The organism is Maribacter cobaltidurans (genome assembly GCF_002269385.1).
GTDB lineage: Bacteria > Bacteroidota > Bacteroidia > Flavobacteriales > Flavobacteriaceae > Maribacter > Maribacter cobaltidurans.
Genome location: NZ_CP022957.1, coordinates 3434282 through 3447945, shown reverse-complemented (window position 1 = coordinate 3447945; position 13664 = coordinate 3434282). Strand labels below are relative to the sequence as shown.

The 13664-nt window shown below is 42.8% G+C and carries 12 protein-coding genes and 1 pseudogene; 11 read left to right on the top strand and 2 right to left on the bottom strand.

Translation table 11 applies throughout. The features are described 5' to 3' along the window. Nucleotides 1-222: 222 nt before the first annotated feature. Nucleotides 223-1815, bottom strand: a complete 1593-nt coding sequence (locus CJ263_RS15320; RefSeq protein WP_233726857.1) for an IS1182 family transposase — start codon at nt 1813-1815, stop codon at nt 223-225. Between the two features lie 279 nt (nt 1816-2094). On the opposite strand from CJ263_RS15320, the gene CJ263_RS15315 reads away from it, so the two are divergent. From CJ263_RS15315 to ygiD, 7 genes are all read left to right on the top strand, one after another. Beyond that, entirely contained in the window at nt 2095-2895 is an 801-nt protein-coding gene (locus CJ263_RS15315) for an abortive infection family protein (RefSeq protein WP_094998081.1), read from the top strand. Nucleotides 2896-3064: 169 nt separating this feature from the next. Further along, nucleotides 3065-3898, top strand: a complete 834-nt coding sequence (locus tag CJ263_RS15310; protein ID WP_034893272.1) for a helix-turn-helix transcriptional regulator — start codon at nt 3065-3067, stop codon at nt 3896-3898. A gap of 96 nt (nt 3899-3994) precedes the next feature. Then, nucleotides 3995-4564 (top strand): YceI family protein, encoded by a 570-nt coding sequence (locus CJ263_RS15305; protein ID WP_034887811.1) that lies wholly within the window; start codon nt 3995-3997, stop codon nt 4562-4564. A gap of 41 nt (nt 4565-4605) precedes the next feature. Beyond that, nucleotides 4606-5130, top strand: coding sequence for a YceI family protein (locus CJ263_RS15300; protein WP_034893277.1), 525 nt, complete (start codon nt 4606-4608; stop codon nt 5128-5130). 3 nt (nt 5131-5133) lie between these two features. Next, nucleotides 5134-5979 (top strand): SDR family oxidoreductase, encoded by an 846-nt coding sequence (locus CJ263_RS15295; protein ID WP_094998080.1) that lies wholly within the window; start codon nt 5134-5136, stop codon nt 5977-5979. 246 nt (nt 5980-6225) lie between these two features. Next, a complete protein-coding gene (locus tag CJ263_RS15290; RefSeq protein WP_034887672.1) occupies nt 6226-6609 on the top strand; it encodes a siderophore-interacting protein in 384 nt (127 codons plus the stop codon). Between the two features lie 74 nt (nt 6610-6683). Then, nucleotides 6684-7514 (top strand): 4,5-DOPA-extradiol-dioxygenase, encoded by an 831-nt coding sequence (gene ygiD / locus CJ263_RS15285; RefSeq protein ID WP_449405336.1) that lies wholly within the window; start codon nt 6684-6686, stop codon nt 7512-7514. A 235-nt stretch (nt 7515-7749) separates the two neighbouring features. Here ygiD and CJ263_RS15280 read toward each other — a convergent pair. Beyond that, nucleotides 7750-9210: pseudogene (locus CJ263_RS15280) on the bottom strand (IS1182 family transposase); the annotation flags it as partial. Between the two features lie 320 nt (nt 9211-9530). On the opposite strand from CJ263_RS15280, the gene CJ263_RS15275 reads away from it, so the two are divergent. The 4 genes from CJ263_RS15275 to CJ263_RS15255 all read left to right on the top strand — a co-directional run bounded on the left by CJ263_RS15275 (nt 9531) and on the right by CJ263_RS15255 (nt 13506). After that, complete coding sequence (locus tag CJ263_RS15275; protein ID WP_229702481.1) at nt 9531-11081, top strand: IS1182 family transposase; 1551 nt, start codon at nt 9531-9533, stop codon at nt 11079-11081. Between the two features lie 119 nt (nt 11082-11200). Beyond that, nucleotides 11201-11482: a type II toxin-antitoxin system RelE/ParE family toxin gene (locus CJ263_RS15270; protein ID WP_094998078.1), complete on the top strand. Its 282-nt coding sequence runs from the start codon at nt 11201-11203 to the stop codon at nt 11480-11482. A 12-nt stretch (nt 11483-11494) separates the two neighbouring features. Continuing rightward, on the top strand, nt 11495-11797 hold the full coding sequence (locus CJ263_RS15265) for a HigA family addiction module antitoxin (RefSeq protein ID WP_094998077.1): 303 nt from the start codon (nt 11495-11497) through the stop codon (nt 11795-11797). Between the two features lie 570 nt (nt 11798-12367). After that, nucleotides 12368-13506, top strand: a protein-coding gene (locus CJ263_RS15255) for an IS3 family transposase (RefSeq protein ID WP_229702482.1) whose coding sequence is annotated in 2 segments (ribosomal slippage) — nt 12368-12629 and nt 12629-13506 — 1140 coding nt in all. Because the reading frame shifts where the segments join, the coding sequence is not laid out codon by codon here. Nucleotides 13507-13664: the final 158 nt, after the last annotated feature.

The window sequence follows — 13664 nt, the reverse complement described above, 5'->3', positions numbered from 1 at the left end:
CTGGAATTCTGGAACACGTTCACAGGCTCGTTCGATCAGGGTACTACTTTTTTTTCATAATTTGCTAAATATTAGTTTTATACATCTTAAAGGTAGTGAATGGAGATTTAGATAACTCCTGAAGCTACCTTTAGGTTTAGTTCAACAATGGTAACCGTTGCGCAAGCCCTTGAACAGCAAAAAAGAGACCTCTTTTAAGCCCTTTTTAGGGGCTTTTTATTTTTAGGACGATGGGCAATCTAGATTTTTGGGCAACCCTACAAGTTTTCTTTCAAGTTCTTGGCACCTGTTTTTTATAAAAAATAACAAAGCAAGTTTCCCCGCCCCGCTCCCGATAGCTATCGGGATGGAACGTTTTTGGTCGAATTTCAGGTATTTTTTCAGGTTGTACGCGATTGCCGAGAGGTGCATCGCCTTGTTGGCCTGTTTCAATCCTATGGTATTTATCTTCCTGAGCCCCATAAACTCTATCAGGGTGCCGAAAACGGGCTCGACCGTGCTCTGCCGTTTGCCCTTCATATACCTGCCCTGTGGGCCCTCGACCCGGGCAATGTTCCTTTCGTACTCGGCCCGGTAATAGGTAACGGTGAACTTCTTTTCCTGTGCGCTTTTGCCCAGGCACCGTGCCCGTAAGGGACAGCCAAGGCAGACATGCTTTCTTGCGCGGTACTCCTTCTTCTTTGTCTTGGTGCGGTAATCCAAAAACACTTTGGTAAATGGTATCACCTTGCCCTGTGGACAGATATAATGATCTTCCGTATTGTTATAGGTGAACCCGTCCGGACCACCCTTGTACGTGCCATGGGGCGGGATGAAGCTCTTCAGTCCCCGGGCTTCCAGAAAGGCGTAGTTCTCCCCACTGCTGTACCCCGTGTCGGCCACGCAGTTCTCCCATACCAGGCCTTCTTTCCAGAGCCTGCGTTTTACGCGCTTTACGATGTCCGGGAGGTGTTGATTGTCCTTCCCGTCCGCATGGTAGGCCCTGATGTCCGTAATGACGTGGTGGGCCGTATCAACGCTCAACTGGCCCAGGTAGTTCAGCTTTCTCGCCTTGCCCGGCTTTACGCTTATACGCGCATCGGGGTCCGTGGGGCTGTAATGTGTTTTGTTACTGGTATACTTGGCCCCCTTGTTACCGGCCCCCGGCCGTTGGTCCTGGTCCTTCGCCCACTTCTTGTTGCGGCCCTTAATTGCATTTAGCTCCTTTTCACTTGCACTTATACTGCGCTGCCCATTATCCGACCTGTCGCCCTTGCTCTTGCGATGGGGCACTTCTTTATCCATCGAACTAAGGACCCGCACCTTCCGCAGGTGTTCTTGCAGTTCTTCCTCCGGTACCTTCAGTTCCAAGGTATCCATAGAAGCGTTCGCCTTTACCGGCGCACTGTCGATCGCCTGGGTATGCCCGCTGACCATACCCTTGTCCGCGCACATACCCAAAACCTTGGTGAAGACTTCCTCGAACACACTTTCCGGGAACAGTTGGCGCGTACGGCTTATCGTAGAATGCCATGGCAGCTCCTCGTCGATATCGTAGCCGATGAAGTAAAGGATGTCCAAGCGCATCGAACAATGGTCGATCAGCTTGCGGTCGCTGATAATGTTCTCCAGATAGCCCACAAGGCACAGTTTGAAGAAGACCACCGGGTCGATGCTCTTCTGGCCGCTTTCGCCATAATACCCCTTGGTCAAAGGGTAGAGAAAGTCAAGGTCCAAAGCCCCTTTCAAACGCCTGTAGAAATTGTTCTCGGGTATACGCTCGCTCAACTGGAAATGTGCGAACAGTTTTTCCTGGTAATCCTTTTTTCCCTGCATACCTAAAGTTACGATCGATCTACCGAACGGCAATGATCAAGACCGTTTTTTTCTTAACTTGTGCAACAGGCACACAACCTAAACGTAATGCGGACTTTAGGGCTAAAACGAAAGGTCTATGTATATTTATAATGTCGCTAAATCTTATGGATTTAGCTTTGGAAAAGAAAAAATAAAACTAAACAATAAGCTTTAGCTTCGTGCGCAGACGGAAACGAAAATGTTTCCTTATCTCCGCACTACGCTTAGCTAAAACGTTGTACTGCATTTGAGCAAACTATGAAAATAACAGAAAAAACAATTAGATTTTTAGGTAGAGCATTATGTGGAGACACAGGATTAGTGCCTTATAAAAGTGGACCTCAATTAGTTGATTTTTTTGTTAATTATGGAGCGGACGACCAATATGGAGAAGGCTTTCCATCAAGATGGCGATATACAGAAGAAAAAATTCGAGAATATAATGGAACAAAATTTTTGAAATCGATATTAGAAGATTCTGTTGACCCAAGAGATTTTATGGAGTCAGATATTAACATATGTGAAACCATAAAAACATTCAATGAACTTTTAAATTTTGATGGTTATGAATTGAAAAAAGTTGGAGCTTTTTACAAAATAGCCGACTCAAAAGGAATATTAGTAGAACCAGAGACCGTGACTGGAATTAATCACGATTTTATTCAAGAACAAATTAAAAAATGTAACGAAAAAATTGAACAAGGAGATTTCAATGGAGCGATTACGAATGCGAGAAGTCTTGCCGAAGCAGTTATGATTGAAATTATCGAAGAACACGAAGGAAAAGAAATTAAGAATGACGGAAAAATAGAAAACCTTTATAAACAAGTAAAGAAAATTCTAAACCTGACCATTGACCCGAAAACAATGCCACAAACAGTTTTGCAAATTCTTTCTGGATTAGATTCAATTGTAGGAGGACTTGCTGGTTTAAGTAATAACTCTGGAGATAGACACGCGAATAAATTTAACACTAAAAAACATCACGCTAGATTAGCAGTTAACTCAACAATGACTCTAGTTGATTTTTTATTAGAAAGTAAAGAATATCAAAAATAAAAACGCAGTACAACAATGTATAACCGCAATTACGGCGGATTCGACTACGTCCGAATCCACTCGGAATTGCTAACGTCTGTGCTAAACCGAATATTAAAGCATATGAACCCGTAACTGACGGTTATACGAAACCGTTAGCTGCAACCTAAAAAAACGAACAACTTATCAGATGAACAAACTATTCCACATATTCAGAGTTGACGAAGAAGAAGCAAAAAAGATTTCTGGACAACCTGACGAACCCCACAATCACGAGTTTGAAGAGTTATTAATTGGCATTGAAGGTGAATTGGAGCATTTCATTGATTTTAACACTACCAAAATCCAATCTCCTTTTGTGAGTTTCGTAACCAAAGGAAAAGTACACAGAGTAGTTCCAAAGCTACATAATGGCAAATGCGATATTTGGGCAATTCGTTTTAAAAGCGAATTTATTCCAGAAACCACATTTCAACTCTATTCGTTTTATCACACTCAAGCAAATTTAGAACTTGAAAAAGGACATTGTTTTCAGAGACTGGTTACCCTTTGTGAGATGATTTATGCCGAAACACAACAAGACACAACAGACCTTTCCATAATAAGGCAACTATTGGGTGTCCTGTTCACGATGATAGAAGCCGAACGAAAAAAGTTAGAACCACAAGACGAGCCTATTCAAAAAACGCAACATATATCCTTCGGAAACTTCCTGACGATTCTTGAAGAAAATTACCGAAGACCATTTGGTGTGGAATTCTATGCGGAAAAACTTTTTATGTCGTCAAGGAATTTGAACATCATCTGCCAAAATATTTTAGCACAGAGTGTTTCAGAAATAATCGAAACCCGAAAATTAATTGAAGCTAAAAACCTATTGATCTCTACAGAAAAAACCATATCTGAAATAGCTTATGAATTGGGCTACAATGAGAATTCTTATTTTTCTAACGTCTTTAAAAAAAAGGCAGGTCAATCGCCAGGTAAGTTCCGTGAAGAGATGAAAAATAGGTTAATTTCCTAAATCTACACTCCTCTTACCGAAAAGTGTAATTTGCTTCATCGTAAGTGCTACTATCTTTGTAAACAAATATTATTAACAATTAAATTTTATATGATTATGAAAAAAGTACTGATTTTATTAGCAATTACATTTTTGAATGTAAACGTATTCGCACAAGCAAACTGGAAGGTAGACCCTTACCATTCGTCCTTAAATTTCAATATTTCACATTCCGGAATTAGTATCGTGAATGGGAAATTTATGGAATATACCGGAAACCTTACTACAAATGGGGAAGCTTTAGAAGGGGCAAATGTTGATTTTACTGTTAAAGTAACAAGTATCAATACCAATGTAGAAGACAGGGACAACCACTTGAGAAGTGCTGATTTTTTTGAAGTTGAAAAATATCCAGAAATGACTTTTAAAAGCACGAAAATCTTAGCTACTGGAAAACCTGATCAGTATTTATTATATGGCGACCTAACCATAAAAGATGTAACCAAACCCGTGATTTTTGATGTGTACTATGGCGGAACTGCCAAAAGTGACCAGGGCGAAAAATTAGGATTGAAAGCCAAAACCACCATTAACAGATTTGACTACAATATTAATTATGATCCTACCGCAGCAGGTATTGGCAAAGATGTAAACATAGTGGTGCACTTACAGTTTGCCAAGCAGTAATACGTTTAAAAATTATCCAATAACATTAAAAATATAAGAAAATGGAAACAACAAAATGGGCAATAGACCCAACACACAGCGAAATTACATTTAAAGTAAAACACCTGATGATTTCTAACGTAAAAGGAGAATTTAAAACCTTTCAAGGAACCATAGATGGCGAAGATTTTACAAAAGCAACCATTTCGGCAAACATTGATGCAAGTTCTATATCAACGAACAATGATGATCGAGACACGCATCTAAAAAGCCCCGACTTCTTTGAAGTTGAAAAATATCCGGAAATTACATTTGTGAGCAAATCCATTAAAAAAGTAGATGATGATGAATACCAATTAGTAGGTGACCTTACAATTAAAGGTACTACAAAAGAAATCACACTAGATACCGAGTTTGGAGGTTATATGAAAGACCCTTACGGAAACGAGAAAGCAGGTTTTTCCATAAATGGTAAACTGAACCGAAAAGACTTTGGCCTTAATTGGAATGCCGCCCTGGAAGCCGGAGGTGTAATGGTTGGAAATGAGATAAAAATTAATGCAGAAGTTCAATTTGTAAAACAATAAGTCATGAAAATAGGAATAACAGGTGCTACAGGCCAACTGGGCCAATTAGTAGTACAAAAGCTAAAAGACAAGAATCCCGATGCCAAATTAGTGGCACTCGTGCGAAATCCCGATAAGGCAAAACCTTTAGGTATAGAGGCCAAAGCTTTCGATTATGAACAACCAGAAGCTTTACCAAAGGCTTTAGAGGACATAGATCGTTTGGTTTTTATATCGGGAAGCGAGATAGGTAAACGTGAAACCCAACATAAAAATGTAATCAATGCGGCAAAACAAGCTCAAGTTAAGCAAATTGCCTACACCAGCTTGCTGCACGCCGATACGTCGCCAATGATATTAGCTCCAGAACACCTTGCTACCGAAAAAATGCTGCAAGACTCGGGCATTCCGCACACGATTTTACGTAATGGATGGTACACCGAAAATTATACTGCGGGATTAAAGCAAGCAGTAGAGCAAGGTGCTATAATTGGTAGTGCGGGAGATGGAAAAATTTCATCAGCAACACGTGAAGACTATGCCGAAGCTATAGCCGAAACCATCATAAACGATGACCATACAGGCAAAACGTATGAATTGGCTGGTGATCAAACCTTCACCATGCAGGATTTGGCTGCCGAAGTGAGCAAACAAACGGGTAAAAACATCGAATTTGTGAACCTTCCAGAAGCAGAATATGCACAAAAGCTACAGGAAATTGGATTACCTGAAGGGATGGCCAAAGCGTTTGCGAGTTTAGATTATAGCGCTTCTAAAAACGATTTGCATGATGAAAGTGGCGAACTCGCCCGTTTAATTAACCGTCCCACTACTTCTTTATCACAGGCGGTTAAAACTGGATTGAATTAAATTTTAAAATTACGGCAATAGAAACATAGAATCTATTGCCGGTTTTATTCTTTATTCAACACAATTGGTTATTAGAATACGAATAGATTATTAATTGATCCTAGTCCACTATTGCAACGCTATAATAGGTCTGAAGAAGTGGTCAATACGGTTTGTTAAATAGCCAGTCCAATTTCTTCAGCTACCAATGGCGAAATATTGCAGATGAAAGGAGGTATTATTGATATTGTAATATAAATATAGAAGATGAAGGTTATTCCAGGACATACATGTCGTGTAATTAAGAAAACTCAACTAACAAAAAATATGCTGCGCATAGATTTTGAAATTTCGCAATCTAATTCGGCTATTGTATTCAAACCAGGTTGCTATGTAAAGTTACACCTCCCTGTGGCCAACCGAAAAAAGCCTAAAGTGCGCACTTATACTTTAAAAAATTACGATGAGGTCAATAAAATTCTCACTATAGATTTTGCATTGCACCAACCCGCCGGCATAGCAACAAACTGGGCAATGTGTGCTTGGGCTATTGAACTGAACGCTTTATTCTTGTTTGGCGCTGTGGGGCTAATTTTTACGGGAGCAGGAAAATATTCAATTGATTATCGGTTGGGTAAAAAAACGGCCTAATCTAATTTTTGCAGCAAATGAATAGAAAGCAATTTTTAAAATCAATAGCTTTATTGCCCTTAATACCTTACAGTATGACATTAAAAGATTTAAACAAAATGACCTCAACAATGAGTAACACAGGTAAAATGCCTGTGCTTTTCTTAGGTCACGGCAGCCCTATGAATGCCATTGAAGAAAACGAATTTGTTTCGGCATTCAGAAAATTAGGTCAAGAAATTATAAGACCAAATGCGATTCTTTGTATTTCAGCACATTGGGAAACTAAAGGAACATTTGTAACAGCAATGCAAAATCCACCAACCATTCACGATTTTGGTGGTTTTCCACAAGCATTGTTTGACGTTCAATACCCAGCAAAAGGAAGCCCAGAATTGGCGGAAGAAACCAAAAGTATTATTACCAAAACAGAAGTTGGATTAGACGATAAATGGGGGCTTGACCATGGAGCTTGGAGCGTAATCAAACATTTATATCCAAATGCCGATATTCCGGTCATACAAATGAGCATTGATTATTCGAAACCGGCAAGGTATCATTACGAATTGGCTCAAGAGCTAAATAGCCTTCGCCATAAAGGCGTTTTAATTATTGGAAGCGGTAATATGGTGCACAACCTGCGTAGGGTGTCCTGGAACAAGCTAAACGAAGAATTTGCTTTCGATTGGGCTATCGAAGCCAACGAAAAAATGAAAAGCCATATTTTAAGTGGAGACCATCAAAAACTTATCGACTTTAAATCGCAAGGAAAAGCATTTGATTTAGCCATCCCAACACCTGAGCATTATTTGCCTTTACTTTATACCTTGGCATTGAAAGAAGAAAATGAAAAGGTAACATTGTTTAACGACAAATCTGTTGGAGGTTCATTGTCAATGACTTCTTTAAAAATAGAACCTAATTGATGAGCATAGAAAAGGCAGCAGCTAACAACGGTAACCGTTGCGCAAGCCCTTGAACAGCAAAAAAGAGACCTCTTTTAAGCCCTTTTTAGGGGCTTTTTATTTTTAGGACGACCGGGCAATCTAGATTTTTGGGCAACCCTACAAGTGTTCTTTCAAGTTCTTGGCACCCGTTTTTTATAAAAAATAACAAAGCAAGTTTCCCCGCCCCGCTCCCGATAGCTATCGGGATGGAACGTTTTTGGTCGAATTTCAGGTATTTTTTCAGGTTGTACGCGATTGCCGAGAGGTGCATCGCCTTGTTGGCCTGTTTCAATCCTATGGTATTTATCTTCCTGAGCCCCATAAACTGGGTAAGGGTGCCGAAAACGGGCTCGACCGTGCTCTGCCGTTTGCCCTTCATATACCTGCCCTGTGGGCCCTCGACCCGGGCAATGTTCCTTTCGTACTCGGCCCGGTAATAGGTAACGGTGAACTTCTTTTCCTGTGCGCTTTTGCCCAGGCACCGTGCCCGTAAGGGACAGCCAAGGCAGACATGCTTTCTTGCGCGGTACTCCTTCTTCTTTGTCTTGGTGCGGTAATCCAAAAACACTTTGGTAAATGGTATCACCTTGCCCTGTGGACAGATATAATGATCTTCCGTATTGTTATAGGTGAACCCGTCCGGACCACCCTTGTACGTGCCATGGGGCGGGATGAAGCTCTTCAGTCCCCGGGCTTCCAGAAAGGCGTAGTTCTCCCCACTGCTGTAACCGGTGTCCGCTACGCAGTTCTCCCATACCAGGCCTTCTTTCCAGAGCCTGCGTTTTACGCGCTTTACGATGTCCGGGAGGTGTTGGTTGTCCTTCCCGTCCGCATGGTAGGCCCTGATGTCCGTAATGACGTGGTGGGCCGTATCAACGCTCAGTTGGCCCAGGTAGTTCAGCTTTCTCGCCTTGCCCGGTTTTACGCTTATACGCGCATCGGGGTCCGTGGGGCTGTAATGTGTTTTGTTACTGGTATACTTGGCCCCCTTGTTACCGGCCCCCGGCCGTTGGTCCTGGTCCTTCGCCCACTTCTTGTTGCGGCCCTTTATGGCGGAGAGCTCATTGGCGTTGGCGGTAACACTTCGTTGTCCTTTATCGGACCTGTCGCCCTTGCTCTTGCGGTGGGGCACTTCTTTATCCATCGAACTAAGGACCCGCACCTTCCGCAGGTGTTCTTGCAGCTCTTCCTCCGGTACCTTCAGTTCCAAGGTATCCATGCTCGCGTTCGCCTTTACCGGCGCACTGTCGATCGCCTGGGTATGCCCGCTGACCATACCCTTGTCCGCGCACATACTCAAAACCTTGGTGAAGACTTCCTCGAACACACTTTCCGGGAACAGTTGGCGCGTACGGCTTATCGTAGAATGCCATGGCAGCTCCTCGTCGATATCGTAGCCGATAAAGTAAAGGACGTCCAAGCGCATCGAACAATGGTCGATCAGCTTGCGGTCGCTGATAATGTTCTCCAGATAGCCCACAAGGCACAGTTTGAAGAAGACCACCGGGTCGATGCTCTTCTGGCCGCTTTCGCCATAATACCCCTTGGTCAAAGGGTAGAGAAAGTCAAGGTCCAAAGCCCCTTTCAAACGCCTGTAGAAATTGTTCTCGGGTATACGCTCGCTCAACTGGAAATGTGCGAACAGTTTTTCCTGGTAATCCTTTTTTCCCTGCATACCTAAAGTTACGATCGATCTACCGAACGGCAATGATCAAGACCGTTTTTTTCTTAACTTGTGCAACAGGCACAACGTATATAGCTCATAGCTAATTAGTTGCTTAATCGAAGTTAAGGCATATTTGGAAAGTCGCCAAATTTTTAAATTTGACGATTTCCAAGAAAAAAATAAATAGTAAAATTTAAAAATCTGGCTTGTGCTCAACCGAATAGAAACAGCTATTTTGCACGCTACGAGCCATATACAAGACCGTCAGACTGTCTCAATACTTAAAGATAGCTTTACCTCGCAAGGTTCGATATTCCTTATCTTTAAGTATGGAGTATCAACAGAAACAATCCCGTACCCAGCTTACCCTCTACACCACTTGTCTGGACGATATGATCGCCGAGGAAAATTCGGCACGCACCATTGACCGTTTTGTGGACGGTCTGGATCTACAGGCCTTAGGGTTTGGGCCCATGGCATCGCAAGGGCGTCCGCCCTATGACCCCGCCGATCTCTTGAAGCTTTACATCTATGGGTATTTGAACCGGATACGTTCATCTAGAAATTTAGAGCTGGAGTGTGCCCGCAACATCGAACTGATGTGGCTGCTCGGCAACCTAAAACCCGACCATAATACTATTGCCCGTTTTAGAAAGGACAATCCCAAGGCGATAAAACGGGTGTTCCGAGCCACGGTGTCCATAGCCAGGAACCACGAGCTGATCGGCGCAATCCTCATTGCCGGAGATTCCACCAAACTCAGGGCGCAGAACAGCAAAAAGAACAACTTTAACCTAAAGAAGGTCGCACGCCACCTGGAATACATCGAAAAAAAGCTCGAAGAACACCAACGGGAACTGGCCGAGGCGGACGGCGACCGAAAGGAGGATATCCGTAAGCTGGCAAAGAACAGGGAACGGCTACGGGAAAGGTATGTACGCATCCAAAAGGAACTGCGTGACGATACCTCCACGGAAAACCCACAGATCTCCACCAGTGACCCGGACAGCCGACACCAGATCGTAAGGGGCACCATAACGGAGGTCTGTTATACCGCACAGACAACGGTGGATGCCGACCATAAGCTCTTGATCGATTACAAGATCACCAACCAAAACGACAAAAAGGCCATGGGCGGTATGCTCAGAAGGGCAAAGGCCATTTTGGGCACCAACTCCTTTACCGCACTGTATGACAAGGGCTACCATACCGGAAGCGAGTTCAAGGTGGCCGACGACCTTGGGGTCGACACCCTGGTGGCCGTGCCCGGTATCGGCCGTGCCAGCCAGGCACCGGACCCGACATATAATGCCGAACATTTCAACTACGACCCACAACGGGAGAGCTATCGCTGCCCACAGGGCCATGAGCTTACCAGTAACGGAAACTGGTACAGGGCACGAAACTACCGGTTCAAGCAATACAAAACGAAAGCGTGCAAAAATTGCCCGGTGCGCAACCGATGCACATCGGCAAAGCAAAATGGAAAGATATTGCAGCGCAGCGAATTCACAACGTTTATCGAACGTAACGCTCGTAGGGTAGCGCAGCGACCAGATGTTTACAAAAAACGGCAGGCCCTTGTCGAACATCCCTTCGGTACCATAAAAAGGCAATGGGGCTTTGACCACATCATTACCAAAAAGGGAATCCCTGCGGCCGGTGCAGACTTTGGGCTTATTGCATTGGCGTATAATTTAAAAAGACTTATCAAATTAGGTTGGAAGTCCGAAATCAGGGAAAATCACCGAACGAACATCTTAAAAACGCCCCTTCCAACCGTTAAAAGGCTGAAGGATGGTGTCTTGGCCCATATATCCGCATTTATGAAAATCCACCCAGCTTTCAGGCCCATATCTCGTATATCCCAAATTGTGTAAATTTATTCAAAATCAAAGGTGGTTTTGAGACAGACTGCCGTTAGGCAACATTTGAAAAAAAATTCTGAAAACATTCAAAAATTTGCTTATCTTTGGCGTTAGTAACGTAAAACAAAACTATGATTATTTCTTTTGGCTCGAAACAAACCGAACAAATTTGGAACGGAATCCGAGTAAAAAAAATGCCGATTGAAATACAGAACGTTGGACGTCGAAAATTAAGAATGTTGAATAATTCCCAAGATATTGCTGATTTGAGAATTCCGCCTTCAAACCGACTTGAAAAACTGACTGGAAAATTAAAAGAGTTTTATAGTATTCGGATTAACAAACAATGGCGCATTATATTCATTTGGCAAAGCGCAAACGCAAGCGAGGTGGAAATAATCGACTATCACTAAAAAAGTAAAATAATGGAAAAGCTAGCAAACGTACATCCAGGAGAAATTTTGAATTTTGAATTTCTTGAGCCACTTGAAATTACTGCATACCGACTTTCAAAGGACTTGAAAATTCCGCAAACTCGAATATCTGAAATCATAAAAGGAAAACGTCGAATAACAGCCGACACAGCTTTACGATTGAGTAAATATTTTGGCAATTCTGCCAAATTCTGGCTCGGAATTCAAGACGATTATGATATCGAAGAAGAAAAGGATGCAAAAGAAAATGAACTGAACGAAATAAAACATTACGGAAATAAAAACGTTGCCTAACAACGTATCCTATGAAAAGCCCTAGTCCAGTTCTCTAAAGTTAAATAATATTTTGTTTTTGCTTTAAACCACCTTTTTTCTTTTAATATAACTTGCTCCGCATCCTATTTGTGATACACCTTTTTTATTAGGGTTCACCAGCATCTGTATGATTATAAATTATAATAAACTCGGCCACTTGCTATAAAGATGTGATTTCAATTCCTTGGATCACCCACGTTGTTTTGTGGTACGAGTTTCACTACTATTTTGTGAGCTTTGTTATGGTTTGTCTTTTATTCTAGTACTCCTATGCAATAAGGGGTCTCTGTTTTAATAACAGCTAATGTTCTACTAAGTAGTTTTCTCGCTACTTTGATAATGATACTCTTTACGTTTCTACCTTGGTGTTTACGATAGTAAGCTTGCATGACCGGATCGGCTCGTATCGCCTGCCAAGATGCCTCTACAAAATAACTCCGTATTAAACGATGTGCCCGTGGAGTTGTAGCCTTCCCTAAAAATGTAGCCTTCCCTAAAAATAGGACAGCTTAAAATTAGAATTTTCTAACTTTAAATTTTAACTGTCATATGAAAAAAAGCAAGTTTACCGAGAGCCAGATCATCAAGGCATTAAAAGAGAACGAACAAGGAAGAAGTGTCGGGGACATCTCCCGCGAGATGGGTGTTGACAAGAGCACCTTTTACTATTGGAGGAAGAAGTACGGGGGCATGGAAGTGGCCCATATGAAGCGGCTCAAAGAGCTCGAGGATGAGAACCGCAAGCTCAAACAGATGTACGCCGATGTAAGTCTGGACGTTCGTATGTTAAAGGATGTACTGTCAAAAAAGTTCTAGGGCCTTCCGACAAGAAGCACCGCGCAAAATATCTCCAGGAGGCCTATTCGGTCTGCGTATCGCGTTCCTGCCGGGTAATCGGGCTTGCCCGTTCGATGTGGTACTACCGTACCAAAAAGGACGATACGGAAGTCATCGATGCGTTATCGAGGTTGGCGGAAGAACTGCCGACCAGGGGTTTCGAGGTATATTTTAAACGGCTTCGTCGCGAAGGCCATAAATGGAACAGGAAACGTGTACTTAGGGTCTACAGGAACATGGGTCTAAAGTTGCGCAGAAAACATAAGAAAAGACTCCCGGCAAGGGTAAAGAACCCGTTGGAGGCCCCGATCGAGCTCAACGAGGTATGGAGCATGGACTTCATGGCCGATGTACTGTCCGATGGAAGAAAGGTAAGGGTGTTCAACGTCATGGACGATTGCAACCGTGAGGCACTGGCAATGGACGTTGGCCTGAACTACCCGGCAAGAAAGGTCGTGGAGACCCTTGGGCACCTGGAAGAGGAGATAGGCCTTCCCAAAACGATACGGTGCGACAACGGTCCCGAGTTCATCTCCAAGACCTTGGCGGCATGGTGCAAAAAGAAAAGGGTCGAACTCAGGTTCATCCAACCGGGCAAGCCCATGCAGAATGGATATATGGAACGCCTGAACAGGTTTTACAGGGAGGACGTACTCGATGCATACTGGTTCAACGACCTGCACCAAGTAAGGGCGCTGACCCAAAAATGGAGGGAGGATTACAATACAAGGCATCCCCATTCATCCATCGGGGATATGCCGCCTAGGGAATACAAGAACCGTTTCGGGGAAGAATTCTTCCCCGAAACGGACAACATTAATGATAATTTTATGAATTTAGCGATGTCCTAAGAAGGGGAAGGCTACAGCTACATAGGGACGGAGTAGTAGGATCAAAAAATCTTTTTATACTACAAATTAATCCACATAAGACCATACAAAACCAGTATTTAAGTGCAAATTGAGTGCAAATAAAAAGAGGTCTATGAAAATTAATCCATAAACCTCTG

Excerpts from the sequence above, each read along its gene's own strand:
- CJ263_RS15320 (WP_233726857.1), bottom strand. The coding sequence starts at position 1,815 with ATGCAGGGAAAAAAGGATTACCAGGAAAAACTGTTCGCACATTTCCAG.
- CJ263_RS15315 (WP_094998081.1), top strand. The coding sequence starts at position 2,095 with ATGAAAATAACAGAAAAAACAATTAGATTTTTAGGTAGAGCATTATGT.
- CJ263_RS15310 (WP_034893272.1), top strand. The coding sequence starts at position 3,065 with ATGAACAAACTATTCCACATATTCAGAGTTGACGAAGAAGAAGCAAAA.
- CJ263_RS15305 (WP_034887811.1), top strand. The coding sequence starts at position 3,995 with ATGAAAAAAGTACTGATTTTATTAGCAATTACATTTTTGAATGTAAAC.
- CJ263_RS15300 (WP_034893277.1), top strand. The coding sequence starts at position 4,606 with ATGGAAACAACAAAATGGGCAATAGACCCAACACACAGCGAAATTACA.
- CJ263_RS15295 (WP_094998080.1), top strand. The coding sequence starts at position 5,134 with ATGAAAATAGGAATAACAGGTGCTACAGGCCAACTGGGCCAATTAGTA.
- CJ263_RS15290 (WP_034887672.1), top strand. The coding sequence starts at position 6,226 with ATGAAGGTTATTCCAGGACATACATGTCGTGTAATTAAGAAAACTCAA.
- ygiD (WP_449405336.1), top strand. The coding sequence starts at position 6,684 with ATGACATTAAAAGATTTAAACAAAATGACCTCAACAATGAGTAACACA.
- CJ263_RS15275 (WP_229702481.1), top strand. The coding sequence starts at position 9,531 with ATGGAGTATCAACAGAAACAATCCCGTACCCAGCTTACCCTCTACACC.
- CJ263_RS15270 (WP_094998078.1), top strand. The coding sequence starts at position 11,201 with ATGATTATTTCTTTTGGCTCGAAACAAACCGAACAAATTTGGAACGGA.
- CJ263_RS15265 (WP_094998077.1), top strand. The coding sequence starts at position 11,495 with ATGGAAAAGCTAGCAAACGTACATCCAGGAGAAATTTTGAATTTTGAA.